The organism is Arundinibacter roseus (assembly GCF_004348825.1).
Taxonomy (GTDB): Bacteria; Bacteroidota; Bacteroidia; order Cytophagales; family Spirosomataceae; genus Arundinibacter; species Arundinibacter roseus.
Window position 1 is genome coordinate 386,976 of record NZ_SMJU01000001.1, and the last position, 17,932, is coordinate 404,907.

At 41.8% G+C, this 17,932-nt stretch carries 23 protein-coding genes; 19 read left to right on the forward strand and 4 right to left on the reverse strand.

Annotated features, from left to right (window positions below):
* Positions 1–102: 102 nt before the first annotated feature.
* Together EZE20_RS01690 and EZE20_RS01695 are read right to left on the reverse strand one after the other, a co-directional pair.
* On the reverse strand, positions 103–405 hold the full coding sequence (locus EZE20_RS01690) for a DUF3817 domain-containing protein (RefSeq protein WP_132113806.1): 303 nt from the start codon (positions 403–405) through the stop codon (positions 103–105).
* A 187-nt stretch (positions 406–592) separates the two neighbouring features.
* Positions 593–1,555, reverse strand: a complete 963-nt coding sequence (locus EZE20_RS01695) for a nucleoside hydrolase (protein WP_132113808.1) — start codon at positions 1,553–1,555, stop codon at positions 593–595.
* A gap of 313 nt (positions 1,556–1,868) precedes the next feature.
* Between EZE20_RS01695 and EZE20_RS01700 the strand changes: the two genes are divergently transcribed.
* Positions 1,869–2,786 (forward strand): restriction endonuclease, encoded by a 918-nt coding sequence (locus tag EZE20_RS01700; RefSeq protein ID WP_132113810.1) that lies wholly within the window; start codon positions 1,869–1,871, stop codon positions 2,784–2,786.
* Positions 2,787–3,043: 257 nt separating this feature from the next.
* Here the strand turns inward: EZE20_RS01700 and EZE20_RS01705 are convergent, their stop codons facing one another.
* On the reverse strand, positions 3,044–3,472 hold the full coding sequence (locus EZE20_RS01705) for a helix-turn-helix domain-containing protein (RefSeq protein WP_132113812.1): 429 nt from the start codon (positions 3,470–3,472) through the stop codon (positions 3,044–3,046).
* Positions 3,473–4,063: 591 nt separating this feature from the next.
* Here EZE20_RS01705 and EZE20_RS01710 point away from each other — a divergent pair.
* Positions 4,064–4,318: a hypothetical protein gene (locus EZE20_RS01710; protein WP_132113814.1), complete on the forward strand. Its 255-nt coding sequence runs from the start codon at positions 4,064–4,066 to the stop codon at positions 4,316–4,318.
* A 91-nt stretch (positions 4,319–4,409) separates the two neighbouring features.
* Complete coding sequence (locus tag EZE20_RS01715; protein WP_132113816.1) at positions 4,410–4,946, forward strand: hypothetical protein; 537 nt, start codon at positions 4,410–4,412, stop codon at positions 4,944–4,946.
* Here EZE20_RS01715 and EZE20_RS01720 read toward each other — a convergent pair.
* Complete coding sequence (locus EZE20_RS01720) at positions 4,921–5,454, reverse strand: hypothetical protein (protein WP_132113818.1); 534 nt, start codon at positions 5,452–5,454, stop codon at positions 4,921–4,923. The two genes, EZE20_RS01715 and EZE20_RS01720, sit on opposite strands and share 26 nt — an antisense overlap.
* Before the next feature lie 191 nt (positions 5,455–5,645).
* On the opposite strand from EZE20_RS01720, the gene EZE20_RS01725 reads away from it, so the two are divergent.
* From EZE20_RS01725 to EZE20_RS01795, 16 genes are all read left to right on the forward strand, one after another.
* A complete protein-coding gene (locus EZE20_RS01725) occupies positions 5,646–5,966 on the forward strand; it encodes a hypothetical protein (RefSeq protein ID WP_132113820.1) in 321 nt (106 codons plus the stop codon).
* Positions 5,959–6,240, forward strand: coding sequence for a hypothetical protein (locus EZE20_RS01730; protein WP_132113822.1), 282 nt, complete (start codon positions 5,959–5,961; stop codon positions 6,238–6,240). The genes EZE20_RS01725 and EZE20_RS01730 overlap by 8 nt, the downstream gene beginning before the upstream one ends.
* Complete coding sequence (locus EZE20_RS23905; RefSeq protein ID WP_165933382.1) at positions 6,215–6,379, forward strand: hypothetical protein; 165 nt, start codon at positions 6,215–6,217, stop codon at positions 6,377–6,379. Before EZE20_RS01730 ends, EZE20_RS23905 begins: the two co-directional genes overlap by 26 nt.
* Positions 6,380–6,683: 304 nt before the next feature.
* Positions 6,684–8,147, forward strand: a complete 1,464-nt coding sequence (locus EZE20_RS01735; RefSeq protein ID WP_132113824.1) for a hypothetical protein — start codon at positions 6,684–6,686, stop codon at positions 8,145–8,147.
* 26 nt (positions 8,148–8,173) lie between these two features.
* A complete protein-coding gene (locus EZE20_RS01740) occupies positions 8,174–8,521 on the forward strand; it encodes a hypothetical protein (protein ID WP_132113826.1) in 348 nt (115 codons plus the stop codon).
* 4 nt (positions 8,522–8,525) lie between these two features.
* Positions 8,526–8,867 carry a hypothetical protein gene (locus EZE20_RS01745; RefSeq protein WP_132113828.1) on the forward strand — a complete coding sequence of 114 codons (342 nt, stop codon included), beginning with the start codon at positions 8,526–8,528 and terminating at the stop codon, positions 8,865–8,867.
* A 138-nt stretch (positions 8,868–9,005) separates the two neighbouring features.
* On the forward strand, positions 9,006–9,569 hold the full coding sequence (locus EZE20_RS01750; RefSeq protein WP_132113830.1) for a hypothetical protein: 564 nt from the start codon (positions 9,006–9,008) through the stop codon (positions 9,567–9,569).
* 47 nt (positions 9,570–9,616) lie between these two features.
* A complete protein-coding gene (locus tag EZE20_RS01755) occupies positions 9,617–11,401 on the forward strand; it encodes an NACHT domain-containing protein (protein WP_132113832.1) in 1,785 nt (594 codons plus the stop codon).
* Positions 11,402–11,702: 301 nt separating this feature from the next.
* Positions 11,703–12,191 carry a hypothetical protein gene (locus tag EZE20_RS01760; RefSeq protein ID WP_132113834.1) on the forward strand — a complete coding sequence of 163 codons (489 nt, stop codon included), beginning with the start codon at positions 11,703–11,705 and terminating at the stop codon, positions 12,189–12,191.
* A 56-nt stretch (positions 12,192–12,247) separates the two neighbouring features.
* On the forward strand, positions 12,248–12,811 hold the full coding sequence (locus tag EZE20_RS01765) for a hypothetical protein (protein ID WP_132113836.1): 564 nt from the start codon (positions 12,248–12,250) through the stop codon (positions 12,809–12,811).
* Between the two features lie 11 nt (positions 12,812–12,822).
* Positions 12,823–14,391, forward strand: coding sequence for a hypothetical protein (locus EZE20_RS01770; RefSeq protein WP_132113838.1), 1,569 nt, complete (start codon positions 12,823–12,825; stop codon positions 14,389–14,391).
* A complete protein-coding gene (locus EZE20_RS01775) occupies positions 14,391–14,807 on the forward strand; it encodes a hypothetical protein (protein WP_132113840.1) in 417 nt (138 codons plus the stop codon). The genes EZE20_RS01770 and EZE20_RS01775 overlap by 1 nt, the downstream gene beginning before the upstream one ends.
* Positions 14,804–15,178 (forward strand): DUF1353 domain-containing protein, encoded by a 375-nt coding sequence (locus EZE20_RS01780; protein WP_132113843.1) that lies wholly within the window; start codon positions 14,804–14,806, stop codon positions 15,176–15,178. Before EZE20_RS01775 ends, EZE20_RS01780 begins: the two co-directional genes overlap by 4 nt.
* Before the next feature lie 278 nt (positions 15,179–15,456).
* Complete coding sequence (locus tag EZE20_RS01785) at positions 15,457–16,335, forward strand: S49 family peptidase (protein ID WP_132113845.1); 879 nt, start codon at positions 15,457–15,459, stop codon at positions 16,333–16,335.
* Between the two features lie 28 nt (positions 16,336–16,363).
* On the forward strand, positions 16,364–16,840 hold the full coding sequence (locus tag EZE20_RS01790) for a hypothetical protein (protein ID WP_132113847.1): 477 nt from the start codon (positions 16,364–16,366) through the stop codon (positions 16,838–16,840).
* A 42-nt stretch (positions 16,841–16,882) separates the two neighbouring features.
* Positions 16,883–17,884, forward strand: a complete 1,002-nt coding sequence (locus tag EZE20_RS01795; RefSeq protein ID WP_132113849.1) for a hypothetical protein — start codon at positions 16,883–16,885, stop codon at positions 17,882–17,884.
* The last annotated feature ends 48 nt before the right edge of the window (positions 17,885–17,932 follow it).

Below are 17,932 nucleotides of genomic sequence, written 5' to 3' on the forward strand. Positions count from 1 at the left end.
AAGTTACAGTTTTTTTATTATATTCTAAAAATAAAATCCAAAAAAATGATGTCTCTTTTGTAAACCAAAATACCATCGTGAAAAAAAACATGGAAATTATGGCTAAGTTGAAGCCTGAAAAAGGTGTTTATCTGCCCAAAATGTGCCAAATGGAATAATAGAAGCCAAAAATGCCAGAGCCATTCGCTTAAATTTCCAATTGTGCTCCAATCCTACCTGAATCACCAGAAAAATATATAAAACAAAGAGTACTCCGTGAGCCATCCCCACAACTTTGTTAGCCTCAGGATAATCGAAATAGTACTTTAAAGGCATGGTTATAAACAAGATAACTAAAAAAGATACCCCTTCGGCGAAGGCTAGGATGCGTAATCTTCCGAGGGAAGTCATGAGGAGTTTTTGCATTTGTTCAGGGTCATAAAGAATTCACCATAAAGTTACGAATAGTGTCTGCTACTTATATAAAATCAACCGAAAAAAGAATAGTTTTTCTTTATTTTACGACTATTCCTATATAACAAATAGAATAATAACCTCATTAAAAAAAGGCATTTTCTTCACTAATGAAACTTCCTGTGCAGGAATAAAAAAGCTAACGATTCATTAAATCTTCAATGATCCGTTCGAGTTTGGCGACGGGCATTTTTTGTACAAGGTAAAAATGCCCTTTCCCCGCTGAGTTCCAGGTATTGCTGCCATCGTCTTTACACACAAAGCGCCCTTCTACCAGATCAAAATACTTTTCGTGCCCTTTGATTGCCACAAGCACGGCAGTTTGATCCCAGCTCATGCGTCCGGCAACGTCCTGTTTGCTGAGCGGAATGCTGATAGCAAAGGCATCCTTTACGGGCGAATTGCGAATTGCCTCGTTCCGCATCAGCGGCAGACCGGTATGAATTGCTTCCCCGATCTCGAAACCGCTGAAAATGATGGGAGTATTCCAGCCTTCAAAAACGATTTTGGACGAAACCGGATCCCGGTCTACATTAAACTCTTTCCCGGAAGGAAAACGCCCGGCCATACTCACCAGTTTTTTTACCTTCTTTCGTATCAACTCCCGACCGCTCAGGTCAGAAAACTGATCCGGCCCCGAAAGCAGTAAGTCTGCCAGATTTGTCAAAAAACCAACCGTAACAATCGTCACGCTCTGATCGGGCTGCTGTGACAGCGTGCGGCGGTAGAGCGACAGGGCATCTTCGGCCTCAGCGTTGGAGCTCAGGCTGTGCGGATAGCGGGCAACGAGCAGCGAGTCCCATTTCTGCCACGCCTGAAGCCTGACGCCCCTCCCCCGCACCACGCCAATAGGGAGGTCCGGACGCTTGAAATAAGTATTCATCACGCTCAAAACCGCTGCAATATAAGGCGACTGATTGGAAGCAACCGTTGCCAAAATGCGTACCTGACCACTGTCGGCGAGTGAATGAAGCACGGACATTGCGCCTACATCGTCATAGTCCGGACCGATGTCCGTATCAAAAATCAGGTTAACTGCCCTCTCTTCATTGGCTGTCTGCGCATACACCGATACACAGCCACTGCCAGTACTCAGGGCCATGAAAAGGTACAGGGCGATTATTTTTAAAGTGAACTTCAAAGCGTACATACAAATGGTTTGATGACAAAAGATCCAACGGCCTCGGTTCGGGCTAAACCTATGGGATTTGTAGTAAAAGGCGGTTTGCCTCAAAGCATCCTCAAAATGATTTCAAAAGTGGGGATGTTTAGAGTTGCTGGGCTTTGGAAAGGCGGGGGGAGAAATTTAATCAGCTGTCCCGGCGTGGAATTTTGCGGTTATGGGTATATTTAGGTGGTTGAGGGGATTAGCGAAAAAACAAAATCAGGTAACGACCCTAAAATAACAAGCAACTATGATTCCAGATTACCAATCGTTAATGTTACCAATTTTAAAACTTGTTTCGAATGGACAAGAGCACAAGTACAGAGATTTAATTGAAAGATTAGCTATCGAATTTGAGGTAACGGATGAAGAAAGAAAAGAGCTGTTGGCCAGTGGAAATCAGGCGATATTTGATAATAGAGTCGGATGGGCAAAAACCTATCTAAAAAAAGCAGGATTACTTGATTCACCAAAGCGTGCAACCTTTATAATAACCACTAGTGGCAGGCAAACATTAGCTCAAAATCCTGATCGAATTGATGCAAAATATTTGAGGCAATTTCCTGCTTTTTTAGAATTTCAAAATGCATCACGGAACGATAATCAAACGGAGGAAGAAATAACAATTAATACAACAAGTGAACAGACTCCCGAAGAAAGCCTGGATATAGCCTATCAAAGAATAAGAAAATCATTAGCCGCTGAACTACTAAACAAGGTGCTCGAACTATCTCCTGCATTTTTTGAGCGGCTTGTGGTTGAACTTTTAGTAAAAATGGGGTATGGAGGTTCTATAAAAGATGCTGGAAAAGCAATGGGCAAAAGTGGTGATGAAGGAATTGACGGCACAATCAAGGAAGATAAATTAGGACTTGATATAATTTACATTCAAGCCAAACGCTGGAAGCCGGGAAATGTAGTTGGAAGACCTGAACTTCAAAAATTTGTTGGAGCACTTGCCGGACAGGGAGCGAAAAAGGGTATTTTCATTACTACCTCAAACTTCACTAAGGAAGCTTTGGAATACACACCAAGAAACGAAACAAAAATAGTACTCATACATGGCGAACATCTGGCTCAGTTAATGATCGATTATAGTCTTGGGTGCACAACACAGCAAACCTACGAACTTAAAAAAATTGATAGTGACTACTTTGGAGAAGAGTGATTTGTACGAGCGTCACACTACGTATAAAAAATAAAAGACAGGGTGTATTAAAAAAAAGATAAGCAGGTCAAACATCATCGAACGTCTTATCCGCATTTTTCAAAAACTGTCTCCCAAACATAAAAAAACCCGTAACTAATTAATAGTCACGGGTAATGTGGTGATGGACGAACTTCACTAACTCCTTGATTTAGACCGATTTGACCGCTTGGGCCAACAGGGTGCCACCGAACTTTCAACCGCAAGGGCAAAAAAAATTATCCATGCTGCTGTTGAGCAACAGGATAAAGCTGTATTACCTTGGTAGGATAAAGTTGGTCAACGTTGGCACCCTCAAGCTTTCCCAATAGATCCATCAGCTTTTCAATTTGCCTATCCTTTGTATCAAGCTGATTCAAGAGTCTATTAAATTGATCCTCTAATTTTATCAGATGCTCAAGTAGGTAATCTCTTTCAGTAATTTTCTCTGGTGCAGCTTTCATGTCTCCTTCGCCAGTAAGCAACCATCCAGTGTTTATCTCTGGGAAATTTTTTTGTATTCCAGTAAGTACCTTATGACCAGGATTATTCTGGTTATTTACAATACCATTTATTACTGTTGATGAAACCCCTATCTTATTTGCAAATGCATATTTAGATAAGCTCATGGATTCCAGCATTATTTTAAACCGCTCGCCTGTCGTCATATATTTTATTGTTTAGTTATTTTGTAAAATCTTTAACTATCTGATAGTTAAATAATTATCAGAATTTATTTCGTAGGCCCATGTAATAAGTAAATTTTATGAGTTGAAGAACTATGGGCTTATTACGCACTCCACATGTAACTCAATCTGTTATTCTATTCTGTTTTTCAATTGTCTTTTTGAAAAATGGTCCCCTTCCTAACTATCTGGTCTTGGTAACGCCATCTTCCTTATTTGTTCCAAGTCTCATTGATTGCCCATTACTAGAGGTATAATCTTCATAAGCTCCACATAAAGTTCTGGGATAGTTCTAACCTGCTTCTTTACTCTGCGCACTAAATCAGTAAATCAAAAAGAAATCTCACCAATCGGAGGAATAAAGGATTCTACACCTTAATAATATATATAAATATTTTCAATAAAAGATTCTGATTATCAGATAATTAGAAATTTATTATAAATATTTATGTCTAACATGTTGACATATATAGAAATATATATTTATACTTGCATAGAAATCTTGACACAATGATATAAATATTTGATAAATAATTCAAAGTTATTGTGCAAAAGGTTGCAACAACTAACACAATGGGAAAGGAAAATTTTAACCAGCTAGGCAGGCTTTTCTATCGACAACCCGGATCGAAGCAGCTTAAAATCAAGGAAGACTTAGTATTGTATAACCAGAAATGGGGACGCTTCAGGTATTGGTTTACGGTACCTGATGAAAGGCTGGTTGAAATTCCGACCATTTTAAAGACCATTGCCTGTAAGAATATGCCGCAGGCAGAAGAATTCTTTAAACTGAAGAACACGGCAATACCAACGCTTTTCTCTGATTAGGTATTCAAATGGCTTTGCCAACTACACACACAATTTGGGGTCTGCAGGAAGCAGGCCCCATTCCTAAACCTCAAACCTGTAATACGCATTTATGAAAAATTTAGAAAAGGAATTACAATCTCTTGAAAAAGTTTTGATAGGATACTTAGCAACTAATCTAGAGACCTGTCAAATAGCTTTACCCTCTCGCAGCAGCGCGCTTGAAAACAGAACCTCTCACACAGTACTAAATTCTTTGTTGGAAGATTTGAGTAATCTGGGTTTCGAGTATGTAAACTGGGAAGTGTTTAGTTACCGCTGTTCGATAAAAGAATTAGCCATTGATGACTGGCCAATGACAGAGGTACTTGGTCCACAACATGCAAAAGCCTCCCCGGTCGAAATCCGAAGTTTACTCCCCTTCTTATATGATCTGCAAAATCTACTAATAAAGCATGATTTGTTACAGCCTAGTTTAACTAGCTCCATGCTTTGGCATGATGAATTACTGCGGATTTTTAGTCTTCCATTGCACAGTATAGTTCCCAAAATTGAACTGGACTCCTTACATGTAACTGGCATATTGGATAAACTCTCAATTAGACCTGTAAGAATCAAGTATACTATTCCTCAGAAAGATTTTGGCTGATCAAGGCAATTGAGATTATTCGACTACCATCAATTCTAGGGGTAATCTTGAAATGATAGGAGGTGTTGGCAGCTAAGTAAATTGGCTCTTCTAAACGAAATGAACCTCCATCCTCCAAATCTTGCATCGGGCCTTTGATTCTAATTTTATGTATCCCTTTCGGTTGTGGCTTATGAGAATTAGTAAAAAAAGACGGGAATTGCTCCCGAAATAAAGGAGGCAGTTTAGGATGTACATGAAAGCCGAGGACTTCATTGCTTGGACCACGTTCAATAACTAAAAGATTCAAGGTTTCAAGGGATTTGAGACGATCCCAAATTTCCTCTCCATGTACAGACTTGAATGGGGTATCCTTAAAAATCTTTGGATAAATTCTCTGGGGCTCACTTCCAGATTCACAAATGACACACAGGTATTCAATATGTGGCAAAAGAGGTAGTGCTGTCCAACGCCTATTTTCAAAACCCTCGTCAAGTCTTGAATGGATTGGAAGATTTTTATCAGTCATCAATATGGTGTTTTTTACTCCAATAAAGCAACTAAAAAATGAGTGGATTCGCAACTAATCGCTTGACTTCCTTAATCGTCGATTCAATATGATTTACATAATTATTTATATCGGATTTTATACGATCATGCTTGCATGGGGCCGTCAACTGGCCAAAAACGTGAATTCCAAAAATCTAAATCCACGTGCTCATGAGTAAAGTCTATCGTTTCCAACGCATTGAACAGGCGTATTCACGTGCGCTGGCGAATCCGGATAATCAATCAATCCAAAGGGATTGTTTATCGTCGGTATTTCGGGATGCTCAGCTGGTGGGAATCACCTTGTCGGAGCTTGTATCTTTCTTCCAAAACAAAGAGGTCAGTCCACCTGCTGAGTCCTCTCACTTCATTGACTCTCCTATTTTCAAATGTCCCGTTTGTTCGCGTGGCTTCAAGACACAAGCCGCCCTGAGCGCTCATGGGCCTGCACGCTGTGCACAAAAGAAGAAGGGAGGTGTTAGCCATGCCTAGACAACGACTTTGGTTTGAATCTCGATACAGCTGGGGAACCCACATCTACGTGGAACTGATGGAGATAGAAGCTTCGGACGGAATGCCCCGACAGGAAACTCAGCTCTTAGCTTCGGTCTATCAGAACAAAAAAACTTTTGAAGCCGTAATCCGACGACCAGAAGATGATGAGTTCTTACCCGGCTTTTCGAGCCTGGAAGCAGCGCAGACTGCTGTTTGCAACATTCTGAGTAAAAATCCGCCAAATCATGCCACATACAGACAACTACTATGAAGCACGAAAGCAAAACAATCGGGCAAAGCAGAACATGGGCTTCCGCTTTGTGCAGGCAATTAGAGGACTTTTCCGGCTCAGAAGCATCAGCAAGGCTTTTCGTTTTTTGGGAATGGGCCGTACGGGAATCAAAAGATAAACCCATTTGGCAGGTTTACTCCCGCTGGGGATGCAGTAAAACCAGGCTCAAAGCAAAACGGGATGCAGCGTTGAGAGACTACCTAGAAAGAAAGTGAGAGATAGATAATGGGTTACTAATGAAGTCTGCCTGCTTACTCAGGCATGGAGAAAGCTGCTGGTGCCCTCGTGTTGGTGCGGGGCCGGGTTCGATTCCCGGAGTTTTCACAGGGTAGGGCTGAGATTCCTGCAAACCTTTGACTTCATGCCGGCTAACGACCGGCATGAGGGCTGGGTAAAGTATGTATAATTAAATCTGATCGACTTTGTTACCACGAATAGAAAATGGAGAAGCCTTCTCACGGTTTCTGACACTGTATCGACAGCACAATGCCAACTGTCCGACGTATACGCTCACACGTACACGGAAAACGGCTGATGGGCGTATCTACCATCAGGAAATTATGCGCAAATCCGGTACGATTACCGAGTCTGTCAAGACTACCTTTTACATGGTTTTAAGGCAGTATGTGGACTCCTATAATCGGATTGCATCTACCATGCCTGCGGGGATGTATACACAGGAAGATCCGCCAAGTATGCTAACAAATTGCGTGCGTATGGGTGAATTATGCGATTGCTCGGATCGGACAGTCAGAAATCATTTGAACAGACTGCGGAGCCTGGGGGTCGTAAGGACAAAGTTTCATGGATCAAAACATGATTTTGAGCTGTGGATAAGTAAGGAAATCTTATTTGGTGGCGAAGGTGAAGAAGCCGCCAAACCGCTCAAAAAAGTGCCCAATTCGCCGCTTCCAGAAGGGTTTTCTAAAATTTTTCCGCATAGTAATACCCACAGAGAATTTATCGAAAAAGAAAATGGGAATGCGGATTTTGTTAATTGTGGATACGGAGAGAACGATTACAGAGAGAGGGGTCGGGCAGAGACAGGAGATTCCCTCAATGAAATGCTGCCGAATGAGCCGACTGGGCAGGAACAGAGAAAAATGATTGGGGGGGCGGGCGGCGCAAAGATCGCCAAGCCAGCAATACCGCAGGTACGATTACCACAACTCCCAAAACAGTATCTCGAACTATTGATGGAGTTTTGGCTTTATGCCTGGCGGGTGATTTATCCCGGTCGGGATTTTAGCCGGGATGAGCAGGAAAAGGCACTTTTGGCCATTGCGGCTGGGGTTTATCGGCAATTTTCGGAAGAACGAACGCCAAGAGAATGGGTTGACTTTCAGACTCGGCAGCTGGAAAAGCTGGACAAAGCAGCCAAATATTACGACAATCACCCGGAAGCCTACCGACCAGATCCATTTGCAGTGCACGTGCCGGGTCGTGGATATTTTGATGCAGAAAATTTACAAGGGTTTACAGGATTAGAAGCCTGGATGAAGCGCGACGAAGTCAAAGGTGCTCACCGGAAACAAGCTTATGCAGAGACTCGGGAGAAAGTACAAAAACGAGCAGAAGCCTTGCTTCGTACAGCCAGACGCGATTTTGAGAAGCTTCGACTCGAAGTAAAACCTCGTAAAGAGGTGGCCCATATGAATCAGATTTCACTCTTTCAATATTACCGTACCTCTTTTGAAGGCCTAGGCAAAACTTGGACAGATAAATTTTGCAAGCAATACCTGGATCAGCAGGCTGCCGATTTTCAACCACCAAAGTATTACAAGTCTCGCAAAACCAGACGTCAGGCCGGAGAAATGACGCCGGAGGTGATCATTGAGGTAGAGAGCTGGATGCAAGAAGGCGAAGGCTGGTATTCAGAAATTTAATTTTCAACCATTTTACAAAACCCATCATGATTAGAGGAAGACAACAGTATGGCCAGAAACAACGTAAGCCACTGACCGATGAGAAACGCCAGCAAATGATAAATGAAAGCCGGGCCTGCATGGTAGTTCAGTTTCATAACAACCCGAAGCAAATGAAAATGTGGTCGAAGTGCAATCAGCGTAAGCACCGGAACATTGGGGATGCCATCAACTACCTGATGTGGCTGGTTAATGAATACAAAAATTGGAAGGGATGCGTATGCTCTGCGGCCATTTTTGATACCCGGGCTACCAAAAACACCGGAGCGGAGAACAAAATTTATCAATTTGAGCGTGGCCATTGGGTTCTGGAAAGCTCGAATATCAGCTGGTAAGGTCATGGAACCCATTAAAATTAAACTGACCTATTGGGAGCTAGTCCACCTTCGGGACTATCTTTTCCAGGCTTTTCAGATCGCTAGAAACCCACAAGCACGTGAGGAACTGATTGTGCTGGCAGAATTTCTACCCAAAGCTGAGCAACAGCTGATCACCGCTGGCAGACGCAGCCGCTCCAAGGCATACCTCTTTACTCTACCCCTTTCTGTCGCCCGAATTCTTCATCGGCGTTGGCAGCAGCAGCCGATCACAGCGGAAATGCAAATGATTCTGAATGCCCTTGATTATGAGTTGACTCGGTGTGGGATGAAATCTGCTACTGGTAGATTACAGCTTCTTTAAAGCTAAAAATAAAAATATTCGCTCTACTAAGAGTAGAAGGTTTGCGGTTTATGTATATTTAGAAAGTATACATGAAATATACCTTTCAATAGAGAATTCGGAAAATTTTTAGAATATATATCATAAATAGTTTAGCTTTTGGAAAAGTTACATATAGAATATCTAAAAACAGACTCGATAGAGGAAGAATTTGAAATTGAAAATTTTTGGATTAATATTAGAAAAGAAATTTACAGTATACATGAGGACGACTCTCTTGTATATTTTAATATTAGGAGGGGTCATGCATCTGCCTATTTAGGAGAATATGCAGGAATATTTTTTCAAGTGCTAATTACTATATTACCCCTATTAGAGCCGACATTATTTTTATGGAAAAAAATTAATGATCATATAAAAATCAAGAGAGAAGAAGGCAAGATAATCAGAGTACTAAATTTATCTCTTTTAGAAAATCTATGTAAATATGATTTAATCATTAATAAAAAAGTAAAGAATGCAGAATTGATAAAATCAGAAAAATTAATTGATAAAAATATAATTGGAGATGACTTAGATATAGATTTTCCATATGAAGAAACTCTTAACAAAGTAAATTGCGCTAAGATTGAATTTGAAAATAAAAAATACCAATTTTTATATATTATATCCTCTGATGGGGAAATTTCAAATTTTGAAAGAAAAAAAATCGATTTCCATTAAAGCAGTACAAGTACTAAATAAATATTTCCAGAAATTAAGAAAAAAAAATGACTAATCAATTAGAAGTAAGCAATCTCCTTAATCCCATCATTGAAACATACAAAGCAATTAGTGATGAAATGAAAGCCCTATTTGAGTTTGGGCTTGATGATTACCTTAATACACAAACCGAAAAATATTATTTTACATATACCTTCATTCATCGTGGCGAAAAAGTAAGGTTTAATGATATTTATTTTCCTGTGAAATCTAAGTACAAAAATCTTATAACTTCATTCGAAAATATTGAAAGTATATTCGAAGAATATAATAAAATCACGATTATTGGCTCGGCAGGAAGCGGAAAGACTACATTAGTAAGACATATTTTCCTTAACGCTTTAAAAACTTCTAAAAAAATACCAGTTTTAATCGAATTAAGGAATCTTAATGAATTTAATGGGCAATTTGAAGATTTACTTATAAATAAAATCCTCAAAACCAAAGTAATGCCTAGTAAACTAATATTTAATCGTGCCATTGAAAGTGGAAAATTCTTGTTTTTATTTGATGGTTATGATGAAATATATTCCGACAAAAAACAAGAAATAAATAGACAAATAGAACTGTTTGTGGATTCCTATCCTAAAAATTATTTCTTAATATCAACTAGACCAGGCAGTGGGATAGAAAATTTTCCGAGGTTTAATGATTTTAGGATGCAAAACTTGAATGATAAGGATGTTTCTGGATTTATAGAAAAAATTGTTGATAATAACGAGAGGAAACATCGTATAAGAAAAAATGCATTTGATCCTCAAAATAGTAATTATATACAATATTTACGAAATCCACTTCTTCTTTCAATGTTTATAATGGCATTTGAAAATCATCCAGAAATTCCAAATCGTAAAAGTTCATTTTACAGAAATGTATTCGACACTTTATATTCAAAGCATGATGGTATCACAAAAAATAGTTTTCCAAGGGAAAAAAAGACTAAACTACAAAGAGATGAATTTGAAGAAATTTTATCTATATTTTCATATTTAACACTGTATGAAGGAAAATATTCATTTACATTAGAATACCTGTCAGATTTAATTTTAAAAATACAAAAAATAACAGACCTTTCTTTTACAGTAGAAAATTTGATTTACGATCTACATACTTCCATTTCAATATTGATTTTGGATGGATTTGAATATTATTTTCCACATAAATCCATCCAAGAATACTTTGCTGCATTGTTTATTAGTAAACTACAAATAAATAAAAAACAAAAAGCTTATGATAATCTATCAAAAGCTTTAGAATATTCTAGTAACGATTTTAGTTTTAATTTTTGGAGCTTATGTAAAGAACTAGATGAAACAACATTCATTTCTTATTATTTGACACCTAAGTTAAATGATATTTATCTTAAGTTGGAAGGGAAAATAGGAAAAGAACTTTTAGAAGCATATTTTAATATAATAGGACCATCATTAATGATTGTAAGTCCTGATAATAAACATATCTCAGAATTTAAAATATATAGATTTGCGTCATTTAACAATTCAATTCTTGAATTTTGTAAAGCTTACAACTATGATGAAATTTGGTCTTTTCCAACAATTGCAAATATTAATGAAGAGTTACTCAATATTCAGAAAAAAAGAAAATTCACTAATTCAGGAACGGAAGATTTTGGCGAATTTATGTACGATAAAGAAGTAATTGATCTCTTTATTAAACATGGGTTTAATGAAAAAGTTGAAAAAATAAAAAATCAAATTATCGAAATAATTAATAAATGGGAGGCAGATGTAAATAGGAAAAATAGTTTTATTGATATACTACTTGATGAGTAATAGATATTTTTGAAAATTATGTGAATCAATTGAATATTAATTTCAATTCCCCTAGTAAAATTAAAACGATAGACATGATTATAACTAAACTTATACTAAAATAGCAAATTTTCAAATAATCAACTCTCCGAAATCCCACCCCAACACCTTTCCCCAAATCTTCGTATTTTTAACATAAAGAAAATTCCCCGTGTGGGCGACACGGGGAATTGATGTCTTCAACCGATCAGGCGATGACATGGAATTAGGAATTGGCACCTCTAATATAACGTAAGTCACACAATTTTCCTGTTTTCGCCGCATGAAATTGCTTATTCCCGTAGAACCCCATGTATTTGAGTTTTTGACCTCGCCCGAGCTTCACGGGCCGCCGCCTTTGTCTGTCCGGAAAGATAGCATGATCGGGCTGCTGATCATTATGCTTGCCAGCAAAGGACCCACCGAACTAAGTAAGTTTTACGAAGATCGGCTAGATCCTCGCGAAATCGAAAATCCTAAGTGGCTAGAAGTGGTAACTGAGTTCCCACTTCGGGAGGAGTTTGTAATGGAAGACAATCTGCTCTATGTTGGCAATGCCCTGTCGATGTTGTTTGATACCAACGCTCTGTTTTTTACGATGGGCTACATGCGCCGAAACGGAAGTGAGCGTGGCGGCTTCTTTGAATTTTACCGCCGCTTTGCCATGCAGGACGACCCTGACAAGCAGGAAGCGCTGCGAGCGATGAGCAAACGGTTTCGTGCGAAAACTCGCAATCTGCCAACACAAAAAGCGTCCCAATTTAGCCAATAATCGTCCAGAGCCACTGAAAGAGTGTCCCAAAAACTTACTTTTTGTCCCATTTTGAAATGATCATCCAACAAGCAAATTTAGGGGGGTATTCTGCCCCAAATGTGGGGTATATACGACAACTTTTTTTACTGGATATAGAGGAATGCGTATCCGTTCTTGATCCAATCAGAAACCAATTTGCCGGAAGTACGCCGGGGATCATTCCAATTGGCGGAATTACGGTGATCCTGGGAGCGATACTACATCGGATGGCTTTCCCTCCAAAAGGCTGCACGATGTCTATCAACTATGCAGGATTAGCGTGTAGCTATGCTCTATCCTATGACTTACCAGGAACAGACGTCAGCCTGATGAATTTTTATAGTACTGCTAAAAATCGGCAGTACTTGTGCCTGATTGAAGATAACAACGGTCGCTGCTACCTGATCGGGAATGAAGAGCGAGGTTTACGACTGAGCCTGGCACAAAGCATAAGTGCAGCAGCAAATTCAAACCTGAGTCTGAGCGGACAGCTCAATGTTCCGCCGTTTCAACTCTTGCTGACCAATGGTCTCGTCCTTGCGGATGTATTTCCGGAAAGCGAATTTTCGATTGGATTCAGTTTAGACTTTAACGCATAACACCGATATAGATGCCTTATTTCAGCAATCTCCAACAATATATAGATAGTATCACGGCCAGGCTCACGAAGCCTAAACGTGGTGTGGGTGGTTCGGAGGGTGTAGTGGCAGCTGACATGCTTGATGCCCTTTCTGACGTCGGAAAATGGGCGGATGACATTCGGGTACATGCCAACGGTTTGTTGGCAGATTATCCCAACCGGTTCAGCAGTTTGCAGACCACCATCTATATTAACCCATTAACGGGTAATGATGCAAACCCCGGAACTTCCGGCTCCCCCATTGCTTCCCTGCATAGATTGGCGGCAATCGTATCCGACAAATTCAATTTGGTCATTGTACAAATCCAGGGCGGAGTAATCGAAGTAACCCAGGACGTGATGATCAATGTACCGTTCATTGCTTTTGCATTCAATGCCGGTACTGGACTGTATTTCCGGAAGAAAACGTTTGGATCTGGACCCACTGCCTATGAACAGCCCTATAAACTGAGTCTATTCTGTCTGAATGCCATGTTTACACCTAACTCCGGCGTTCCGACCCTTCAAACTGAAAACTGTAATCCGGTAGGTGGTGCCAACCTCACTTCCTATATGTTGGCTCAGGGAACAATCAATTTGGTGCAACGCGGTGCCCAGGCATGGATGAGTTATACCAAACAGAATATTTCCATTCGGGGGTTGAATCTGCTTGTTGGAAACAATACCATTATGTTCTCAGGAACAAATTCGGGCAGTGTAATTTACAATCCGCTGGGCGGAGACTCGAACTATACCCGGAACAGTGGTACTGTTACACTTGGAGAAAATGCTTTTGAACAGGTTAATTTTCTGGACAAAGCTGTCTTCACACTCAATGGTCGGATAGTGATCTGTAAGCAGTCGATGAATGACATTGAGATCACCTTTCCTATTACCTTTCCGGGTGATGGTTCAAATGCTAAGGTGGCTTATGTTGAGTTCCTGCCAGGTATGGGCATTTATTGCGATCTGGAAATGACGGTAGGATCTGGCTTTGGCGTTGGCTGGGTCATGCAGAAAATGGTTACGAAGCATTTTTCATTTTACTCAGCAGCGGTTGGTAGTCAGTCGAGTATAAGACAGACTAAAGTAGTGGCATACAGAAATACCGGAGGAGCGAGCAGCTTTACAGCCATTATTGGTGCAGCAACTCCGGGGGCAGCCGTTGAGAATGTAAAAATCCCTATTCAACGCCCAGCTAATATTTATACCAATCACTTTTGGGTGACACTAAAATTTACTGGAAACTCAATTAGTTCAGCAGTTTCAATTGCTCGGAACATTGTCAATTTCCTGAAAATTAATGATCCGGTAAACGACACCTCTCCGCAGTATGAGAATGTGGACAGCACGCCGCAGACGCTGATGTTGAAAGCGGGAGATACTTACACGATCAACCGTCCCTTTCCCTTCTATTATACGATTTTGCATAAAGATGCGGCTTGTACGGTAGGAAGCACAACGCTTTCAACCTCGGTGATCAATGCCGCCAATACGAGTTTCAGCCTGCCTTTAACTGGATCAGGCTTTTGTACCATCCAAATAACTCCCTGGACGTAATGAAAATTTCAAATCACCCTGACGCTCCTTCGGTTGAGCGCTTTGTAGAAATATTGGCGCGGGTAGACATGCCTACTGAACGCCGGGGCTCGTATACTTTGCGCATTTCGCACGTGAAAAATGGAGCGCCCTGGTACGGCATTGAGTCGCCGACGATCAACCGCACGGTTGAAACGAGTGATGATAAGTTGGTCGATTCGTTAACAGGTGCTCGCGTTTATCCAGATCCTGAAGGAGCCACTCCCGAAGGAGCCGTTGGCGAATACTCATTTTTGGCAGCGTTTGTCCCCAGAAATCCTGAATCGGGTGAAGCCCTGGCTCTTCCGTTGGGTCAGGTACATCAGATCCTGGATGAATTTCTGATTCAACGCATGGATGAAAGTGGGGTGTTTGACGATTTTAGAAGCCTGGTATGACAAAGTATCCTGACATCCGACTCCGGAAATGCGTAGAGCCCCAGGCAAAGATTGACTGGTTTGAAATTGCGGAAGATTGTGACTGTGGAAAGATGATCATTTCTGCCGGCTACAAAACCGACTTCGCTTCGGTTCCGCGGATTTTGTGGAGCCTGTTCCCACCGCATGGCCGGTGGACGAATGCCGCCATTAAGCATGATTGGTGGTATGACAAAAAGGTAATGGAAAATGAGCTAGGACCGCAAGAAGCCAGGTACTGGGCCGATCATGACTTTTTGTTTGATATGCTTCGGGAGGGCGTACCCAAGTGGCAAGCCTACCTGTTTTACGGTATTGTGCGTCTTTTTGGTCAAAAATGGTGGGTAAATTGATTTAGATTTTTTTTAAATTAGCACTTTAATGGTGTGGATATATGTCATTACAGCCCGGCTGCCTTTGCGGCCGGGCTGATTTGTTTTTATATAAGTATTGTAACAATCAAATCTTTACATACATTACACCCATCATTACTACACACACATCATTTCTATAATTTAGAGGAGGGATATTACCTGTCAGACTGGTTGCTTTGCAGCTTGGCTGACTTTTTTTTGTCCTACCCTATTGCCAGCCACTCCCCTATGTTCGCATCGTACAATTCTGTTTTTCGATGCTTCACCGATTCCTATCCGGCCATTGGGCCATTGAACCTCGCCTTCATGACCGCCTGGCTCCACTCATCCTGAGTGGCCGGGTGGACATCAATTCTGCTAAGCTTGCCCGAGAGCGCCGCTCGCCCCGATTTGAAACGGTCGTATTGGATACTCCAAACAAGAATGCCGTCGGCAGTGGATCTGCCTATAAATACCTACCAAAGATGGGGACGAAGGAAGGAATTGTACCGATTATTCCCATCATTGGTACCATGAGCCGGTATGGTGACCTGTGCAGCTATGGCACTGAAGACATTTCTCAGTGGATTTTGGAAGCAGAGAATGATCGCTCCGTCGTAGGAATGGTTCTGGAAATCGACAGTGGTGGCGGTGAAGTCAACGGCACCGAACTATTAGCAGAAGTTGTGCGGCAATGCTCCAAACCCGTAGTGGCTTATGTGACAGGAATGGCCGCAAGTGCTGCCTACTGGGTGGCAAGTGCGACCCGCTGGATTGTGATGGAAAGTGCCACTGCCTCGGAGGTCGGCTCTATCGGAGTTTTGAGTGTCCACGTGGACATGACAAAAGCCCTGGAAAAACAGGGAATGCAGGTCACCATCATCCGTGCCGAAGGCTCCGAAAACAAGGCTCTTTACAACTCCGTCGAACCAATTGATGAAAAGCTCGTGGCCTCTCTACGAGCTGAAATGAAGCCTATCCGGGAAGCTTTTGAAGCTTCCGTCCGCTCTGGACGCCCCAACATCAGCGAGAAAGTTTTTGAAAGCAAAGGAGGGATGTATCCTGCTTCCAAGGCCATACGCCTGGGCATGGCTGATGAAATTGGCTTTATGGGAAATGCGGTCGCAAAGGTGGTAAAACTGCAGCGGCCTGATTGATCAGTATTCACTTAATATTTTCATACACATGGATTTACAAAGAAAAACCCTTGGACAGCTGATGAGCTCTGTGTTTGGCTCAGGCAAAAGTACGGGTGCGGATACGACCGCAGATGTCACAACTGAGCAAACCGAGCAGGAAGATGACACAGATGAAGACGAGTCGGAAGAAGAAGTTGCTTCCCAGGAAGGCTCCCAAAAACAGGCCAAGTCTACCAAGAAAACAGCTACAAAGGATGCCGATACTGCTGGTACCGTAACCCTGAGTCTGGACGATTACAATACGCTAAAAGCTCAGGCTGATCAGGCGCAGGCATTGAAGGCGGGTCAGGCCGATTTGAAGAAAAAAGCCGATGCCTGGGATGCCCATCAGAAGGCCATCAATGCCGCAAATCCTGCGGAAGATTCAACAAATGAAACCAAAGCTGCGGACTCGGAAGAGAATGCCGAAGCCAAAGAATTGAAACGCTTGCAGGCCCGCTATCCCGGTCTTTTCAAGGAATAACGGCCTAAGAAAAATTGTATCATCTTTTAATTTTTTTGCAACATGAGTAATGTAGTAGATGTTTCGGCCCTGCGGACCGAATTGACCAAAGACACCAAAGACTTTGGCAAGATCTTCGGCTTGAAGCTGGCCGATGGATGGGCAGCCAAAGCCGACTTTGTGCGCCTGGGCATAAACGAGGAAGTCTCGCTGGTACGGGATGAGCTGGGCAATCTGACCCAACCCGGACGCACGGGCTCCACGAATTTTACCAATACGTTTCTCAAACAAAAGGAACGGATCGGCAAACTCAAACCTGCCAAAGTAGACCTGAAACTAACCGAAGACGAGCTTTACAAACTTCGGCTCAGCTACCTGGGAAGACGCGAACCCGGCAACCCACGCGACATCAACAGCCTACCCGGGAGAACATACCTGATGAATCGGGTAATGGCCGGTATTGGCAAGGAGATTAACCGCGCTATTTTTAAGGGCGTGGAAAACCGCACGACCGGTGTTCAAGGAGGAATCAACTTGTTTGATGGGCTTGATTTTAAACTGACCGCAGGCTATACCACTGTGGCCTTGGGTGGAGTAGAAGATATTCCTGCAGGTAATAAGGTGGCCTCTCCGGCGGCCTCGGTAACGGAAGCGAACATTCTGGGTGAGCTCAAAAAAATGGTTTCTCTGATTTACGAATCGGAAGATCTGATTGAGTATAAGGATGAAGATGCCTCGTTACTCATTCCGCCAATTTGGTACCAGTTTATGGTCAACGCCCTGGACAGCGCCCTAAGTAACGGCAGTCAGGTGGTTAGCAAGAAAGGCGATAATTATGTATTTAACCTGCTGCCTAACACCGTGATCAAACCACGCACCTACATGATTGGGGTGGACAATATGGTATGGACACTGAACGGAAACCTGTTCTGGCTGCATCAGGATGTAGACGTTGATATTCCCCGAATCAAATTCCAGGAGCAAGATCGCGATCTGAAAATCTTAATTGATTTTGAGCTCAATGTTGACTACGCCGATGGTCGGGTGATCGTGCTTTATAAGTAAGTTTTTAACCCTGGGGCAGATGCTGATCAGCCCCAATTTTCAATTCAT